Annotated in this window: 15 protein-coding genes and 1 pseudogene; 11 read left to right on the top strand and 5 right to left on the bottom strand. The window is 64.3% G+C overall.

From position 1 onward, the window contains the following. Positions 1-317: 317 nt before the first annotated feature. Positions 318-761, bottom strand: coding sequence for a DoxX family protein (locus UP06_RS24285; RefSeq protein WP_045006179.1), 444 nt, complete (start codon positions 759-761; stop codon positions 318-320). A 93-nt stretch (positions 762-854) separates the two neighbouring features. Between UP06_RS24285 and UP06_RS24280 the strand changes: the two genes are divergently transcribed. The 3 genes from UP06_RS24280 to UP06_RS24270 all read left to right on the top strand — a co-directional run bounded on the left by UP06_RS24280 (position 855) and on the right by UP06_RS24270 (position 5,238). After that, complete coding sequence (locus UP06_RS24280) at positions 855-1,775, top strand: LysR family transcriptional regulator (protein WP_045006178.1); 921 nt, start codon at positions 855-857, stop codon at positions 1,773-1,775. A gap of 142 nt (positions 1,776-1,917) precedes the next feature. After that, positions 1,918-3,420, top strand: coding sequence for a caspase family protein (locus UP06_RS24275; protein WP_045006177.1), 1,503 nt, complete (start codon positions 1,918-1,920; stop codon positions 3,418-3,420). A 150-nt stretch (positions 3,421-3,570) separates the two neighbouring features. Then, positions 3,571-5,238, top strand: coding sequence for a SulP family inorganic anion transporter (locus tag UP06_RS24270; RefSeq protein ID WP_045006176.1), 1,668 nt, complete (start codon positions 3,571-3,573; stop codon positions 5,236-5,238). Positions 5,239-5,306: 68 nt separating this feature from the next. Here the strand turns inward: UP06_RS24270 and UP06_RS24265 are convergent, their stop codons facing one another. Then, positions 5,307-5,666: a hypothetical protein gene (locus UP06_RS24265; protein ID WP_045006175.1), complete on the bottom strand. Its 360-nt coding sequence runs from the start codon at positions 5,664-5,666 to the stop codon at positions 5,307-5,309. Positions 5,667-5,716: 50 nt separating this feature from the next. After that, a complete protein-coding gene (locus UP06_RS24260) occupies positions 5,717-7,141 on the bottom strand; it encodes an FAD-binding oxidoreductase (protein WP_045006283.1) in 1,425 nt (474 codons plus the stop codon). An 88-nt stretch (positions 7,142-7,229) separates the two neighbouring features. On the opposite strand from UP06_RS24260, the gene UP06_RS24255 reads away from it, so the two are divergent. Continuing rightward, positions 7,230-7,733: a thioesterase family protein gene (locus UP06_RS24255; RefSeq protein ID WP_045006174.1), complete on the top strand. Its 504-nt coding sequence runs from the start codon at positions 7,230-7,232 to the stop codon at positions 7,731-7,733. A gap of 61 nt (positions 7,734-7,794) precedes the next feature. Here UP06_RS24255 and UP06_RS40150 read toward each other — a convergent pair whose 3' ends face one another. After that, positions 7,795-7,965 carry a DUF1328 domain-containing protein gene (locus tag UP06_RS40150; RefSeq protein WP_045006173.1) on the bottom strand — a complete coding sequence of 57 codons (171 nt, stop codon included), beginning with the start codon at positions 7,963-7,965 and terminating at the stop codon, positions 7,795-7,797. Between the two features lie 249 nt (positions 7,966-8,214). Here UP06_RS40150 and UP06_RS42190 point away from each other — a divergent pair. Further along, positions 8,215-9,089 (top strand): annotated as a pseudogene (locus tag UP06_RS42190) (ATP-dependent helicase); the annotation flags it as partial. Between the two features lies 1 nt (position 9,090). Continuing rightward, positions 9,091-10,807: ATP-dependent helicase (locus UP06_RS40145; protein ID WP_245305528.1), on the top strand; the 1,717-nt coding region annotated here is incomplete at its 5' end. Between the two features lie 46 nt (positions 10,808-10,853). Here the strand turns inward: UP06_RS40145 and UP06_RS24235 are convergent. Next, a complete protein-coding gene (locus UP06_RS24235) occupies positions 10,854-11,240 on the bottom strand; it encodes a winged helix-turn-helix transcriptional regulator (RefSeq protein WP_045006171.1) in 387 nt (128 codons plus the stop codon). A gap of 164 nt (positions 11,241-11,404) precedes the next feature. Here UP06_RS24235 and UP06_RS24230 point away from each other — a divergent pair, with 164 nt between their 5' ends. The 5 genes from UP06_RS24230 to UP06_RS24210 all read left to right on the top strand — a co-directional run bounded on the left by UP06_RS24230 (position 11,405) and on the right by UP06_RS24210 (position 15,222). Then, positions 11,405-12,247 (top strand): SDR family NAD(P)-dependent oxidoreductase, encoded by an 843-nt coding sequence (locus tag UP06_RS24230; protein WP_045006170.1) that lies wholly within the window; start codon positions 11,405-11,407, stop codon positions 12,245-12,247. Between the two features lie 135 nt (positions 12,248-12,382). Then, positions 12,383-12,799, top strand: a complete 417-nt coding sequence (locus UP06_RS41610; protein WP_045006169.1) for a hypothetical protein — start codon at positions 12,383-12,385, stop codon at positions 12,797-12,799. Further along, entirely contained in the window at positions 12,799-13,467 is a 669-nt protein-coding gene (locus tag UP06_RS41605; protein WP_045006281.1) for an OmpA family protein, read from the top strand. Before UP06_RS41610 ends, UP06_RS41605 begins: the two co-directional genes overlap by 1 nt. A 154-nt stretch (positions 13,468-13,621) precedes the next feature. Next, complete coding sequence (locus UP06_RS24215; RefSeq protein ID WP_063778869.1) at positions 13,622-14,158, top strand: Mpo1 family 2-hydroxy fatty acid dioxygenase; 537 nt, start codon at positions 13,622-13,624, stop codon at positions 14,156-14,158. A 32-nt stretch (positions 14,159-14,190) separates the two neighbouring features. Then, a complete protein-coding gene (locus UP06_RS24210; protein WP_045006168.1) occupies positions 14,191-15,222 on the top strand; it encodes an NAD-dependent epimerase/dehydratase family protein in 1,032 nt (343 codons plus the stop codon).

Genomic DNA, 15,222 nt, shown 5'->3' with positions numbered 1-15,222 from the left:
CGGTCGTTGCCACAGCCTGTTGCACGGACTGTATGGCCAAAGCGACAGAGCAGGCAAGGGTTGCGGCCCGGGGCGCTGCGACAGCTGGAGAGGCAGACGCTTCGGCAGAAACTGCGGCGGAAGGTCTATGTTTGCCGATGTTTTCGATGACGCCGCATCGCGGGGAAGAGGTCCGCTGGGCAAGATTGACGCAGATCGATCCAATTCAGGTATGGATCAATGCTGAACGCAGATTGATGGGTTTGGTACGAAGCTAAAACAAGAGCTGCGGGATGAATATCCCGCAGCTCTTGCGTTTCAACGATGCTACGATGACGTCAGCGCGAATGCGCGACGCTCAACTGTCCATTCGCCGCCTCGACATCGCGTGAGGGCAGCAGCGCGAAGGCGCCATCGCCGAGCAGCGCCTGCGCGACCAGCGCGATTGCCCAGAAGGCGGGGTATTCCCAGCCGCCCTTCGGGTTGGTGAAGAAGAAGCCGGCGGCGCCGTGCACCGTGAAGATGGCTCCGAGCAGGATCGGAATGCCGGCGAGCGCGGCATAGCGGGTCCAGACGCCGAGGATCAGGGCGATGCCGCTCAGCACTTCAACCGTCATGATGAGATAAGCGAGTTCGGGCGGGAAGCCGAGGCTGCCGAAGAACTTTGCAGTTCCAGCCGGGGTGAAGACGAACAGTTTCAGGCTGGCATGGGCGAGAAACAGCGCGCCCAAGGTCACGCGCAGCACCAGCGCGGCGTAGGGAGCAGTACGGGAATCGATCATGATGGTCTCCTTTGCACCGCAACATGATCTATTCTCGTTCGAATGATAATCTGCTATTCTGGAAATATACTTCACACTCTTAGAGTGAGATAGATGCTCGACCGGCTGACCAGCCTGGAAGTCTTCGCCAAGGTGGCGGCGAACGGCAGCCTCTCCGGCGCGGCCCGCGCCCTGGGCCTGTCGCAGACCATGGTCACCAAGCATGTGGCGTCGCTGGAGGCGCGGCTCGGCATCAAACTGTTCCATCGCACCACACGGCGGCTGTCGATCACCGAGGCCGGTCGCCTTTATCTGGAATCCTCCGAGCGGATCCTCGCCGACATGGAGACCGCCGACGCTGCGGTCGCGCGCGAGCGCGTCGAGCCGCGCGGGCTGTTGCGGGTCAACGTGCCCGTGGTGTTCGGCACACGGCAGATCGCGCCACTGATTGCAGAGTTCTCGGAACGCCATCCCGAGGTCACGATCGAGCTCGGGCTCAATGATCGCCTGGTCGACCTCGCCGAGGAGGGCTGGGACCTTGCGATCCGCATCGGCAAGTTGCGCGATTCCAGCATGGTGGCGCGGCGGCTCGCGCGGAACCGCCTGCTGGTCTGCGCCGCGCCTTCATATCTAGCGAAGCACGGCACACCGCGCAGCGTGGCCGACCTCGCTGCGCATAATTGTCTCGGCTACACGCTCACGCAGCAAGGCAGCGCTGCGGAATGGCCGTTCGGCGTCGACGGCGAGATCCGCATCCAGATCAGCGGTACCTTGCGCGCCAACAATGGCGATGCGCTGCGCGCGGCGACGCTGGCCGGCCTTGGTATTTCACGACAGCCGACCTTCATCATCGCCGATGATTTGCGCGCCGGCACGCTGGTCGCGCTTCCGCTCGACCAGCCGGAGATCCAGTCCTCCGCGGTGCATGCGGTCTACCTGCCCGACCGCCGGCCGCCGGCCAAGGTGCGCGCCTTCATCGATTTTCTCGCCGCGCGCTTTGCGCCGGATCCGCCCTGGGATCGCGGACTGTTCTGACGCCACAGCGTGACGCATCAGCTCCGGCAGACCTCCTGCCCCATTTTGCCGCACGTCGTAGCGTGAGATAGCGCACAGACAGAGTCATGGCGGACGACTAGAAAAGGTGACATCCTCGCGCATTGCCGATGGAGGTGACATTATGCGCCGTCCAATCCTTCGTAATTTATTCCTTGCCTCCAGCCTTCTAGCGCTCACGCAATTGATGACGCCGACAGACGCTGCGGCCGAAGCGCGGCTGGCGCTGGTGATCGGCCAATCGGCCTATCGCACGGTGCCGGAACTGCCCAACGCCGCCAACGATGCCAAGGGCATGGCGGAGCTGCTCGGCAATGCCGGCTTCACCGTCACCGCAGCGCCCGATTTGGCGCAGAGCGAGATGCGTCAGGCGATCTCTGACTTTGCCGGCAAAGTCAGCGCCAGCGGCGCCGACACCATCGCGCTGGTGTTTTATGCCGGCCACGGCCTCCAGATCGACGGCGAGAACTATCTCGTGCCGGTCGACCTCGACCCCAAGCGCGAGGCCGACATTCCACTCCAGGGCGTGCGGCTCAACGATCTCCTCAATACGCTCGGCGCGCTGCCGACGCGCGCGCGCATCTTCATGCTCGATGCCTGCCGCAACAATCCGTTCCCGGCGCTGAGCGGCGCCGGCCACGGACTTGCGATCGTCGACACCAAGGCCGGCGCACAGGGTACCTTCATCTCCTATTCGACCTCGCCCGGCGCGGAAGCCGAGGACGGCTCCGGCGTCGATAGCCCCTACACCACCGCAGCGCTGACGGTTGCGAAGCAACCGAACGTCCCGATCGAGGAAGTGTTCAAGCGAATCCGCATTGCGGTGGCGCAATCGACCGACGGACGGCAGATCCCCTGGGAGAGCTCGTCGCTGACGACCGACTTCAAATTCTTCGGCGACAGCAGCGGCCAGCAGCCGCCTGCTCCGGGCGCAGGCTCGATGGCGCTCGCCAGCGCCACCCGCAGCGTCGAGGACTGGCGCAAGGATTTGCAGGGCAAGGACGCGAAGGTTGCCTACGACCTCGTCATCGCCGATGACACCGTTCCTGCATATCAAGCTTATGTCGAGTTGTACGCGCAGGCCACCTACACGCCGCGCCTACGCTCGATCCTGGAGCGCCGGCGCCAGATGCTCGCGTGGGATCGCGCGGTCGCGATCAATACCCGCGCCTCCTTCGAGGCCTATCTCGCCAACTGGGACAACAGCGACCTCGCGGCGACCGCGCGCAAATTGCTGCTCCGCGTGCAGAACCGCAACTATGTCTTGCCGGTCGCGGCTGCTGCGGTCCCTGCTCCGATCGCCGTCGCGCTGGCGCCGACCTGCCCGTGCTCGACGCCCACGACCCCGGCCTCGCCGATCAATCCGACGGTTGCGCCGATCATCAAGAAGCGCGTCGACGACACGCCGCCGAAGCGCAAGGTGGTTGATACGCCGCCCAAGCGCCGGCCGCCGCCTGACGAAACGGTCGTCGAGCGCGCGCCGCCGCAGGACCGCGGCCCGCCGCCAGCCGCCGTGATGCAAGGCATCGGCATCGGTATTGGCCTCGGCATGGGCATGGGCGGTGGTGGCGGCCGCGGCGGTGGCGGAGAGATGGGACACGGCGACTACGGCCGCAGCAGATACTGACACTGCCGCACCACGATAGGCACTGATGTCCGCAAGCCTTGCTTGCGGACATTTCTGTTGATGGCGCCACGCCTGCGCGGTCTCCCACCTTCTAGGCCGGAAATGCTGTAGTCTGGTCGGCCGACGCACGCTTCCGGGGACATCACGTCAATGCCGCAAAACGCACACGCCAAAGGATCATGGCCCGTCTTCCGGTCGCTCGCGTCCTATTCCCTGCCCGGCGACCTGATGGCGGGACTGACGCTGGCGGCGATCGCCATCCCCGAGCAGATGGCGACCGCACGGCTCGGCGGCTTCGCGCCACAGATCGGCTTCTTCGCGTTCATGGCGGGCTCGCTCGGCTTTGCGCTGCTCGGCGGCAACCGTTTTCTGTCCTGCGGCGCGGACTCCACGATCACGCCGATCTTCGCCGGCGGGCTTGCAGCGCTGGCTGCCGCCGGCTCGCCCGAGTACCAGGGATTTGCGATCGCGCTGGCGCTGATGGTCGGCGCGATGATGCTCGCCGGCGGCGCCTTCCGACTCGGCGGCATCGCCAATCTCCTGTCGGTGCCGATCATGGTCGGCTTTCTCGCCGGCATCTCCGTCCACATCATCGTATCGCAATTGCCGGGCGTGCTGGGACTGGAGTCGCCAAGCGGGCCGACACTCGATCGCATCGGGGTGCTCGCAACCGAGCTTGGCCGGACCAATCCGCTGACGTTCTGCATCGGCTTCGGCGTACTCGCCGTGGTCTTCATCTCCGAGAAGATCAGCGCAAAAATTCCCGGCGCGCTGATCGGGCTTGTCGCCGCAACGCTGGCCGTGATCTGGCTTGGCCTCGAGAGCAAGGGCGTCAACGTCGTCGGCGTGGTGCCGGGCACGCTGCCGCGACCGACCTTGCCCGATCTCGCGCCGGAGCAATGGGTGCGCCTGGTGCCGCTCGCCTTCGTGGTCACCATCGTCGTGATGGTACAGACCGCCGCGACCACGCGGTCGTTTCCGTCAGATCCCGACAAGCCCGCCGATGTCGATCGTGATTTCCTCGGCGCGGGCGCCGGCAGCGTGCTGGCCGGCCTGTTCGGCGCTTTTCCGGTCAATGCGAGCCCGCCGCGAACGGGCATCGTCGCCGAGACCGGCGGCCAATCGCAGCTCGCAGGCCTCGCGGCGGCACTCATTGTGCTGGCACTGCTCGCGTTCGGCACGGGACTGTTGCGGCACGTGCCGGATGCCGCACTTGGCGGCATCTTGCTGTTCGTCGCGCTGCGCATCATCCGCATGAAGCAGATCGTCACGATCTATCGGCAATCCCCGAGCGAGTTCCTGCTGATCATCGCGACCGCCGCACTGATCATCGTCCTGCCGATCCAGCAAGGCGCGTTCCTCGGCATCGTGCTGTCGCTGCTGCACGGCATCTGGAGCACGACGCGCGCCAGAATCGTCGAGTTCGAGCGCGTGCCGGGCACCACGATCTGGTGGCCGGCCCATCCGCACATCACCGGCGAGCGCATCGCCGGCATCGCCGTGATCGGGCTCCAGGCGCCGCTGTCGTTCCTCAATGCGCCCGGCTTCCGCAGCGACGTGACCAAGATTCTCACGACATCCACGCCGCAACTGCTGGTGCTGGAGGCGAGCGGCATGGTCGAAATCGACTTCACCGCCGCGCAGATTTTGCTCGACGTCTTCAAGGCGTGCAACGAGCAGGGCGTCACCGTCGCGCTGGCGCGGCTGGAATCGGTGCGGGCGCAGGACGCATTCGAGCGATTCAAGCTGTTCGATGTGCTGCCGAAGGACCACGTCTTCCACAGCGTGGACGAGGCCGTGCGCAAGCTGGCGAAATAACGGCGTCAGGTTGTTGTTTTGAGCATGATCTTTTCGAAAAACCGCTCCACACTTTTCCGGATCATGCTCTACGCCAGCGCGGGATAATCGCGCTGTATCGTTTCGCGGATCCAGCTGGCATGGATCGCACGACACAGGATCTGCGCGGTCTTGAGGTCGTTCGCTTTCATGCAGAGATCGACGATGCGATGCACCGCGTCGTCGCGCATCAATCCGTCGGAGATCTTCATCGCGATTTCCATCGCGACCTTCGCCGCGCGTTCATAGCGCTCGCTGTCGCCCTTGTCGTTGCGCGAAAAACCTGTCGCACTCGCGGCCGCGGCGTCACAGATCGCGCGAATGCGCTCAGCCGCCTCGATGTCGCCGAGCGGCCATTCTATCGTTTCGTCCCAGATGTCCTGTCGCGTCTTGCGCGCGAACCACCGCATTGCCCGCTCCGTGGTGACGGAACGAGCATAAACGGCAGCGGCGCTGTGCGCTACGCCTCCGGCACGATCTTGCCGGGGTTGAAGATGTTTTGCGGATCGAGTGCCTTTTTCAGCGCACGCATCGCGTCGAGCGCCTCGGGCCCGAGCTCGGCCTTGAGATATTTCTGCTTGCCCTGGCCGACGCCGTGTTCGCCGGTGCAGGTGCCGTCCATCGCCTGCGCGCGTTCGACCAGGCGATGCATGAACTCCTCGCCGCGCGCCATCTCGTCGGCATCATTGGTGTCACAGACCAGCGAACAGTGGAAATTGCCATCGCCGACATGGCCGACAATGGGCGACAACAGGTTGAGCCGCTTGAGGTCTTCCTCGGTCTCGCCGACGCATTCGGCCAGGCGCGAGATCGGCACGCAGACGTCGGTTGCGACCACGCCGATGCTGTCGCCGGGCCGCAGCGCCTTCACCGACCAGTATGCATCGTGGCGCGCCTGCCACAGTTTTGTGCGATCCTCTGGCTTGGTGGTCCAGGAGAAATCGCCGCCGCCGTATTCCTTCGCGATTTCGCCGAACGCCTTGGACTGCTCGGCGACCTCGATCTCGCTGCCGTGGAATTCCATCAGCAGCAGCGGCGTCTCCGGCAGCGTCAGCTTCGAATAGGCGTTGCAGGCTCTCACCTGCGCGGCATTGAGCAGCTCGATGCGCGCGACGGGAATGCCGGTCTGGATCGCCAGGATCACGGCCTGACACGCCCCGTGCACGGTCTCGAACGACACCGCGCCGGCCGCAATGGTCTCGGGGATGCCACGCAAGCGGATAGTCAATTCCGAGATGATGCCGAGCGTGCCTTCGGCACCGACGAAGAGATGTGTCAGGTCGTAGCCGGCGGATGATTTCTTGGCGCGCGTGCCGGTGGTGATGATCTCGCCGTCGCCGCGCACGACCTTCAGGGCGATCACGCTGTCGCGCATGGTGCCGTAGCGCACCGCATTGGTGCCGGAGGCGCGGGTCGAGGCCATGCCGCCGAGCGAAGCGTCCGCGCCGGGATCGATTGGGAAGAACAGGCCCTGGTCGCGCAGATGCTCGTTCAGCGCCTTGCGGGTCACGCCGGGCTGGATCACGCAGTCGAGGTCCTCGGCATGCACGGCGAGCACCTTGTTCATGTCGCGCAGGTCGATGCAGATGCCGCCCGCGGGCGCGTTGACCTGGCCTTCAAGCGAGGTGCCGGTGCCGAAGGCGATGACGGGCACGCCATTCTTGGCGCAGATCCGCACCACATCCTGGATGTCGGCGGTGTCCTGCGCCATCACCACGCCGTCCGGCGGCTGGTTGACGAGCCATGTCGTGGTGTGGCCGTGCTGTTCGCGCACGGCCTGCGAGGTGATGAGGCGGTTGCCGAAGCGTGCGGCAAGCTGCTCCAGCGCGCTTGCGAGGGCTTTCGGCGCCGGCTTCGGCGGATTATTGGTGATGGTCGTACCCACGGACATTCCTCCCGACGAGAAGAAACCGTGGCAAAGGACATCTCACCGGTCAAGTCAAGCGACCGGACGCATAGGTAGGGAATGAGACATGTCGGAGACCGTCGCTGCGCCCAAAGCCGAGCCGTTCCGCGGCTCGATCATGCAGATCGAACCGCAATGGATCGATTATAACGGCCATCTCAACATGGCCTATTACAACGTGATGTTCGACCGGGCCATCGACGAGTTCTGGCTCGAACTCGGAATCGGTCCCACTTACAAGAAGGAGCGCCACGGCTCGACCTTCACCGCCGAATGCCATGTCCGCTATTTGCGCGAAATCCACCTCGGCGATCCCGTGCAGATTTTGGTGTGGCTGCTGGAGGCCGACGACAAGCGGCTGCATACGTTCGAGGAAATGAGGCACGGGACGGAAGGCTGGCTCTCGGCCACTTCCGAGAACATGTCGCTGCACATGGACATGAAGGCGCGGCGCGTTGCGGCGTTTCCGCCTGATATCCAGCAGCGCATCGCAGGGATCGCCAAGATCCACAGCACCTTGGCCCGGCCCGAGGGCATCGGCCGCAACGTGGCGATGCCCTCGAAGCGGTAGTGCATGATCCGGAAAAGTGTGAAGCGGTTTTCCGGTAAGATCATGCACCAATCAGACCGCGCTAGATCCTGCGGCCGCGGGCGAGGCCGACCACGGCCGAGACCAGGAACAGCACCACAGCGACGAAGAAGATGATCTTGGCGATTTCGATCGACGCGCCGGCGAGGCCGCCAAAGCCCAAAATGCCGGCGATCAGGGCGATAACCAGAAACGTCACAACCCAGCTAAGCATGGTCCGAACCTCTGTTTGAATGACTGTCTGCGATCGGCGCGGCTGGCGCGCCTCACTTGCCCAAACAATCTCCAACGCGGAACAATGGTTCCTGCCCGCTGAAGCCGGAAATTCGCACGTCCAGCAGGAACAAATCGGTCTTCCGCGTACGTGGAAAACCCCTCGCCGCGCCCCCATATAGGCAACAATCCCTGTTATGAAGGCTCCCTTCCACCACCCCGCGGTGCCATCGTGGGGCCAATGATTCGCATGACCGAGCCGAGCAAGATCACGCCCCAGAACGTCTCCGACCACCAGCCGGCAGCCGGCGGCATTGCCGCGCGTGCGCGCGCCTCGGTGGGACCGAAATATCTCGCCGGGCTCAATCTCGAGCAGCGCGACGCCGTGGAGACACTGGATGGCCCGGTTCTGGTGCTGGCCGGCGCCGGCACCGGCAAGACCCGCGTGCTGACCACGCGTATCGCCCATATCCTGAGCCAGGGCCGTGCCCGCCCCGCCGAGATCCTGTCGGTGACCTTCACCAACAAGGCCGCGCGCGAGATGAAGCACCGGCTCGGCCAGATGCTCGGCCAGGCCGTCGAGGGCATGCCGTGGCTCGGCACCTTCCACTCGATCGGCGGCCGCATCCTGCGCACGCATGCAGAGCTGGCGCAGCTCAAATCGAATTTCACCGTGCTCGACGTCGACGACCAGGTGCGGCTGCTGAAGCAGCTCCTGCAAGCCGACAACATCGACGACAAGCGCTGGCCGGCGCGCATGCTGGCCGGGCTGATCGACGGCTGGAAGAACCGCGGCCTGACGCCGTCGCAGGTGCCGGCCGGCGAAGCCGCCGTCTTCGCCAACGGCAAGGGCGGCAAGCTCTATGCGAGCTACCAGGAGCGGCTGAAGATCCTCAACGCGGCCGATTTCGGCGATCTGCTGCTCGAAGACATCCGCATTTTCCGCGAGCACCCGGATGTCCTCCGGCAGTACCAGCAGCGCTTCAAATACATCCTGGTCGACGAATATCAGGACACCAACGTCGCGCAATATCTGTGGCTGCGGCTGTTGTCGCAGGCGCCGTCGGCTTCTTCCTTCGCTTCTCCCCGCTTGCGGGGAGAGGCCGACGCACGAAGTGCGGCGGGNTGAGGGGGACTCTCCCAGCACCGCGCTCGTGGAGACTCCCCCTCTCCCCGCAAGCGGGGCGAGGGAGCAGACACCACACGTCAAAAATATCTGCTGCGTCGGCGACGACGATCAGTCGATCTATGGCTGGCGCGGCGCGGAGGTCGACAACATCCTGCGCTTCGACCACGATTTTCCCGGCGCCAAGGTCATCCGCCTCGAGCGCAACTACCGCTCGACCGGCCACATCCTGGCCACCGCCTCGCATCTGATCGCGCACAATGAAGGCCGGCTCGGCAAGACGCTGCGCACCGAGGACCAGGACGGCGAGAAGGTCACGGTCACCGGCTCCTGGGATTCGGAAGAGGAAGCCCGTGGCATCGGCGAGGAGATCGAGCAGATCCAGCGTCAGGGCGACAAGCTCAACGAGATCGCGATCCTCGTGCGGGCCTCCTACCAGATGCGTGAGTTCGAAGACCGCTTCGTCACCCTCGGCCTGCCCTATCGCGTGATCGGCGGCCCGCGCTTCTATGAGCGCGCCGAAGTCCGTGACGCGCTGGCTTATCTGCGCGTCATCAATTCGCCCGCCGACGATCTCGCCTTCGAGCGCATCGTCAACACGCCCAAGAGGGGCTTGGGCGATGCCACCGTGCAGATGCTGCATGATCACGCCCGCAAGCGTCGCATTCCCTTGTTCGAGGCGGCACGCGCCGTGGTCGACACCGACGAATTGAAGCCGAAGGCGCGGGGGAGCTTGCGCGACCTGGTCGCCCAGTTCGATCGCTGGCGCGCCCAGCGCGAAGTCACCGCGCACACCGACCTCGCCCAGATCGTGCTCGACGAGAGCGGCTATACCGAGATGTGGCAGAAGGACCGCTCGGCCGATGCGGCAGGCCGGCTGGAGAATTTGAAAGAGCTCGTGCGCTCGATGGAGGAGTTCGAGAACCTGCAAGGATTCCTCGAGCACATCTCGCTGGTGATGGACCGCGACAGCGGGGCCAACGAGGACGCGGTGTCGCTGATGACACTGCATTCGGCCAAGGGGCTCGAATTCGACAACGTGTTCCTGCCCGGCTGGGAAGAAGGCCTGTTCCCGAGCCAGCGCACGCTGGACGAACAGGGCCGCGCGGGCCTCGAGGAAGAGCGCCGGCTTGGTCACGTCGGCCTGACCCGCGCGAGGCGCCGCGCAAAGATCTATTTTGCGACCAACCGGCGCATCCACGGCACCTGGACAACCACGATCCCGTCGCGCTTCCTCGACGAATTGCCGGCGGCCAATGTCGAGATCACGGAATCCAAAGGCGGCTCGGCCTGGGGCGGCACCGGCGGCTACGGCGCCTCGCGCTTCGACGACATGGAGGCGTTCGGGTCGACCTATTCGACCCCGGGATGGCAGCGTGCCCAGGCCAACCGCAACCGGGGCCAAGCGAATGGACAAGGCCGCAATGGTGGCGGTGGTCGCAGTGGCTTCGAGGAAGAGGCCTCGTCGTTTTCGTCAGCGTCGTCCTCGCCCGATTTCGGCAGCTTCTCGTCGCGCCGCCGCGGGCCGATGACGATCGAGGGCGAGCTGGTCGCCAAATCTACCGGCACGACCTCGGAATTCTCGCTCGCCGACCGCGTCTTCCACCAGAAATTCGGCTACGGCCGCGTCACCAAGATCGACGGCAACAAGCTCACCATCGCCTTCGACAAAGCCGGCGAGAAGAAGGTGGTCGACAGCTTTGTTCAGCGGGCGTGAGCGCATCGCGCCCCGCTCACTTAACGCCGCTTGCTACAATCCAGGCTCAGGACTCATTAGAATTGGCCGCGGAGATGTTCGTTGGCGGATTCAAGAGATTTCCCTTCCGTGACGCTGCCCATAACTTAAGTGCAACCAGCGCCGGACGCAGAGCCAATCCTTCCTCTGTCAGAGCATACTCCACCTTGGGAGGCACTTCAGAGTAAACCTTGCGGACAACGACGCCGTCCCCTTCCAGATCACGGAGTTGCTGGATCAACATCTTTTGAGAGACGCCAGGAATTGCGCGACGCAGTTCCGAAAACCGGAGCACCGGCGCGCGAAAAAGATGGAATAGGATGAGTGCTTTCCATCGGCCTTCAAGCACCTTCAAGGCGTCCTCGATCTCGGCTGTGGAACATATCTGCGAAGAGCTTTGGGAAATTTTGGCCATAGTTACCTGAGGGTGTGTATTGCACTTTGTGGTGCGTTCTTGCGCTTTGAATACCACGCTCCCTATTCTCCGCGGAAGCAGTTCGGCCCTTATGGCGGGCATTTGGACACGAGAACTGGTGCCGGCCGTCAGGCTCGCGCCCGAAGCATCGCGAGGGATAGATCATGAATGTGGTGGCCGTAGTTACGGGAGGCAGCCGGGGAGCGGGCAAGGGTATCGCCATCGCACTTGGACGGTCCGGCGCGACCGTATATGTGACAGGACGCAGCCAGACGCCGGATGACTCGCCCTATGGCGGCACAGTGGCGGAGACGGCGACGCTTGTCAGCGAAGCCGGCGGCAAGGGCATCCCTATGTGCATCGATCATTCCAATGACGAGGCCGTAGCAGAGTTGTTCGCTCGGGTCGGACGCGATCATGGCCGTCTCGACTTGCTCGTCAACAACGCGGTGAAGGCGGTCGGGCTGACACTGCCCGGAGGGTTCTGGGAGAAGCCGTTGGAGGCGGCCGATCTGATAATGATCGGGCTGCGATCGCATTTCGTGGCCAGCTTCTATGCAGCACCCTTGTTGATTGCGAACGGCCGTGGGCTGATCGTCAATACGGGGCATTATGGGGCAGTCGCTTATTATCACAGCCCCGTCTATGGTGCGCAGAAGGCGGGCGCCGACAAGATGGCGGCGGACATGGCGAAGGAGTTGCGTCCCCACAACGTCGCCGCCGTCTCGATCTGGATGGGTGGCCTCGATACTGAACGCGCCCGTGCGTACATCGCTAGCTTGCCGCCCGAAGCGAGACCGACGGCCAAGCGGGAATCGCCGCAGTTCACGGGCCGGGTCATAGCAGCCCTCTACGCGTCCGGCGATCTCATGCACTATTCGGGCAGGGCCTTGATCGGTGCCGAACTGGGCGCGCAGTTCGGCATCACCGACATCGACGGCAGCACTCCGCTCTCGCTGCGATACAGGTTGGGCGGGCCGCCGGAACTCCACGCCAGCCTGCGGTGATGCGGTTGGGAATCAGCCGGTAGGCCCGCGCGCACGCCACGGAGTGAGGACTGTTCGCCGCACTCGTCGGACTCTCGACAGTTCTGGCCCGAACGCCCCTTGACCATCGCGAACTTCCCCGTATCAGATGCAGCCATGGTCCGGGGCTCCATCACATTGATCGTGCTTGCATTGGGGATGCCGTCGCTTGCGACGGCGGAGACCATGAGCTTTGGCGATTCGCTCGGGCTGCTGGCCAAGAGTTGCGGCGCGGAAATCGTCGCCAATTGCCGCGGCGTCAATCCGGACTCGACCCGGCTGAAGGAATGCCTGTCCCGCAACCGGGATGTGCTGTCGCCGCAATGCCAGACCGACTACCTCACGGCCTTCGACGCCATCCTGAAGCGGGTGGCCGCCCGCGTCACGGTCGCGAACGTCTGCCAGCGCGAGATCGTCAAGGTCTGCGGCGGCTCGACCAAGGAGACCAGCAAGTCGATCCCCTGCCTGGTCTCGACGCCCAAGGGCATCAGCAACAACTGCCTGAAGGCCGTCGACGACGCGGGTTATCGATGATGCGCGCAACCGGGCTCACCACCGCCGGAATTGGCATCGCACTGGGCCTAGGTCTGCTCGCGGGCACCGCGGGCGCGCAGACGGCGCCGACCCGTGACGACATCGTCGGCAAGCTCAATCATTTCGAGGAGGCCGCCGAGGTCGACCTCCCCGCGCTGAAACAGCAGGTGATGGAGCGGGCCAAGGCCAGGATCAAGAACGATCCGGGGCCGGTGAACCGGCCGCTGATCGCGCCTGACCTCGCCAAGCTGCCCGCCTTCAACGCGCAGATCCAGTTCGACGCCGACACACCGATCATCCAGCCGGACTCCTACCAGACCGTCGGCCGGCTCGCGGACGCGCTGGTTCACGCCTCGCTGCTGCCCTACACATTCCTGATCGTCGGCCATGTCGAATCCAATGCGAAGACACGAGAGGCCAATGCGATCCTGAGCCAGCGCCGGGCGGACGCGATCCGCGACGTGCTGGTGAACACCTTCAAGATCTCGACCAAGCGGCTCCAGCCGATCGGCCTCGGCGAGGAACAGTTCCTCGACCGCGCCAAGCCGACCTCGGCGGTCAACGGCCAGTTGCAAATCCTGACCTTTGCCAAGGTGCCCGAGGACCAGCCTGCGCACCCGGCTACGGCGCCCGCGCCTGCGACGAAAAAGCCCGCCAAGAAACATTGAGCGCACGCGCTTCGGTACCCGACGGAACCTGTTGAAGTCCTGACCTTTTTGTGACCTGTCTCACAGCGCGACAGCGCGGTTTTGTGCGACAAGAGCGCAGGTTTGTGCAGTGCCCGCTCCGGTGCTATAGCCTCTCTTCGTCCTTCCCGACCCCATGCTGCATGAGACCAAGATGGCTGGCTATTTTCAACGCCAACTGGCCGATTATGTCGAATACCACCGCGATCCCTGGAACTGCGCGATGCATGTGGTCGGCATTCTCCTGCTCTTCACCGGCGCAACGCTGCCGCTGACGCTGGTCCATTTTCCCGTGTTCGGGGTCGAGGTGAGCCTGGCGGCGATTTTGGCCCTGCCAGTGCTGGTATACTGGCTGATGCTGGACGCCGGGATTGGCCTCGGCATCCTCGCGGCGATGATTGTGCTTCTTTCGGTCGCAACCGCGATCGGCAATCAGGTCTCGATTGCCATGATGTGGTCGATTTTTGCGGTGCTGATCGGGTTTGGCGTCGCATCGCAGATCGTCGGCCACAGGGTGTTTGAGGAGCGGCAGCCGTCAATGGTCGACCACCCCACTCATTTCCTGCTGGGACCGATGTTCGTCATGGCGAAATTATTCATTGCACTGGGTTTTCGTCGCGACCTTGCCGCGATTCTCGCGCCTCTTCCGACCAACTCCCTTTCAACCCGATAGCTTGCTAGAAGCGGAACAGCAAAACCTTCTTCATGAATCTCGTACTGGTTACCGGTGGCAGTGGTTTCATCGGACAGCATCTCGTCGAAGCGCTCCGCGCCCGTGGGCAGCGGGTACGTGTTCTCGATGTCCGGCCGCCGGACGCGGCCAACGGGGACGTTGAATATGTGCACGGCTCGGTGCTGGATGGCGCCGCGGTCGATGCCGCGCTTGCCGGCGTCGATCAGGTCTATCATCTCGCCGGCCTGCCCGGCATGTGGGTCGCCGACAAGCAGGCCTTTCACGACGTCAATTACCGCGGCACCGAGGTCGTGCTGGCAGCCGCGATGAAGCGCGGGGTCTCGCGCTTCCTGCACTGCTCGACGGAATCGATCCTGTTCCCCTATTCGAACCTCAACGGCGTTGCCGCCGAGGAGGCGCTCCAGCCGGCCGACGCGATGCCCGGCGCCTATACGCGGTCGAAGTCGCTCGCCGAGCACCACGCCGCAAAGGCTGCGGCTGCGGGCTTCCCGCTCGTCATCGGCACGCCGACCATGCCGATCGGACCTGCCGACCACAATCTGACGCCGCCGACAGCGATGCTGTGGTACTTCCTCCAGAAGAAGGTGCAGCCGCATCTCGACTTCCTGGTCAATCTCGTCGACGTCCGCGACGTCGCCATGGGCCTGGTGCTGACGATGGAGCGCGGCCGCATCGGCCAGCGCTACATCCTCGGCGGCGATTGCGTCAGGCTTGGCCAGATCTTGCGGATGATGTCCGCGATGAGCGGACGGCGGCAGTATCCGGTCGTCGTTCCCGGCAAGATCGCCGAACTCTCCGCCATCATGCTCGAATCGATCTCCGATCGCATTACGCGCCGTCCTCCCAACGGCACCGCCGAGGGCGTGCGCATTGCGCTTGCCGCAAGCGATCTCTCGATCGGCAAGGCGCGCACCGAGCTCGGCTATGCGCCGCGCCCGATCGAGCCCGTGCTGCGCGAAACCATCACCCATCTGCTCGCCTGCGGCGGCGAGCCAGCCTCCGGCGCCATCGAGCATCACGCGCTCTCTTCGCGCGCGAGCTGA

This window comes from Bradyrhizobium sp. LTSP857, from assembly GCF_000938285.1.
Taxonomy (GTDB): Bacteria; Pseudomonadota; Alphaproteobacteria; order Rhizobiales; family Xanthobacteraceae; genus Bradyrhizobium.
The sequence above is the reverse complement of the archived record's forward strand: the minus strand, read 5'-3'. Positions and strand labels throughout refer to the sequence as shown.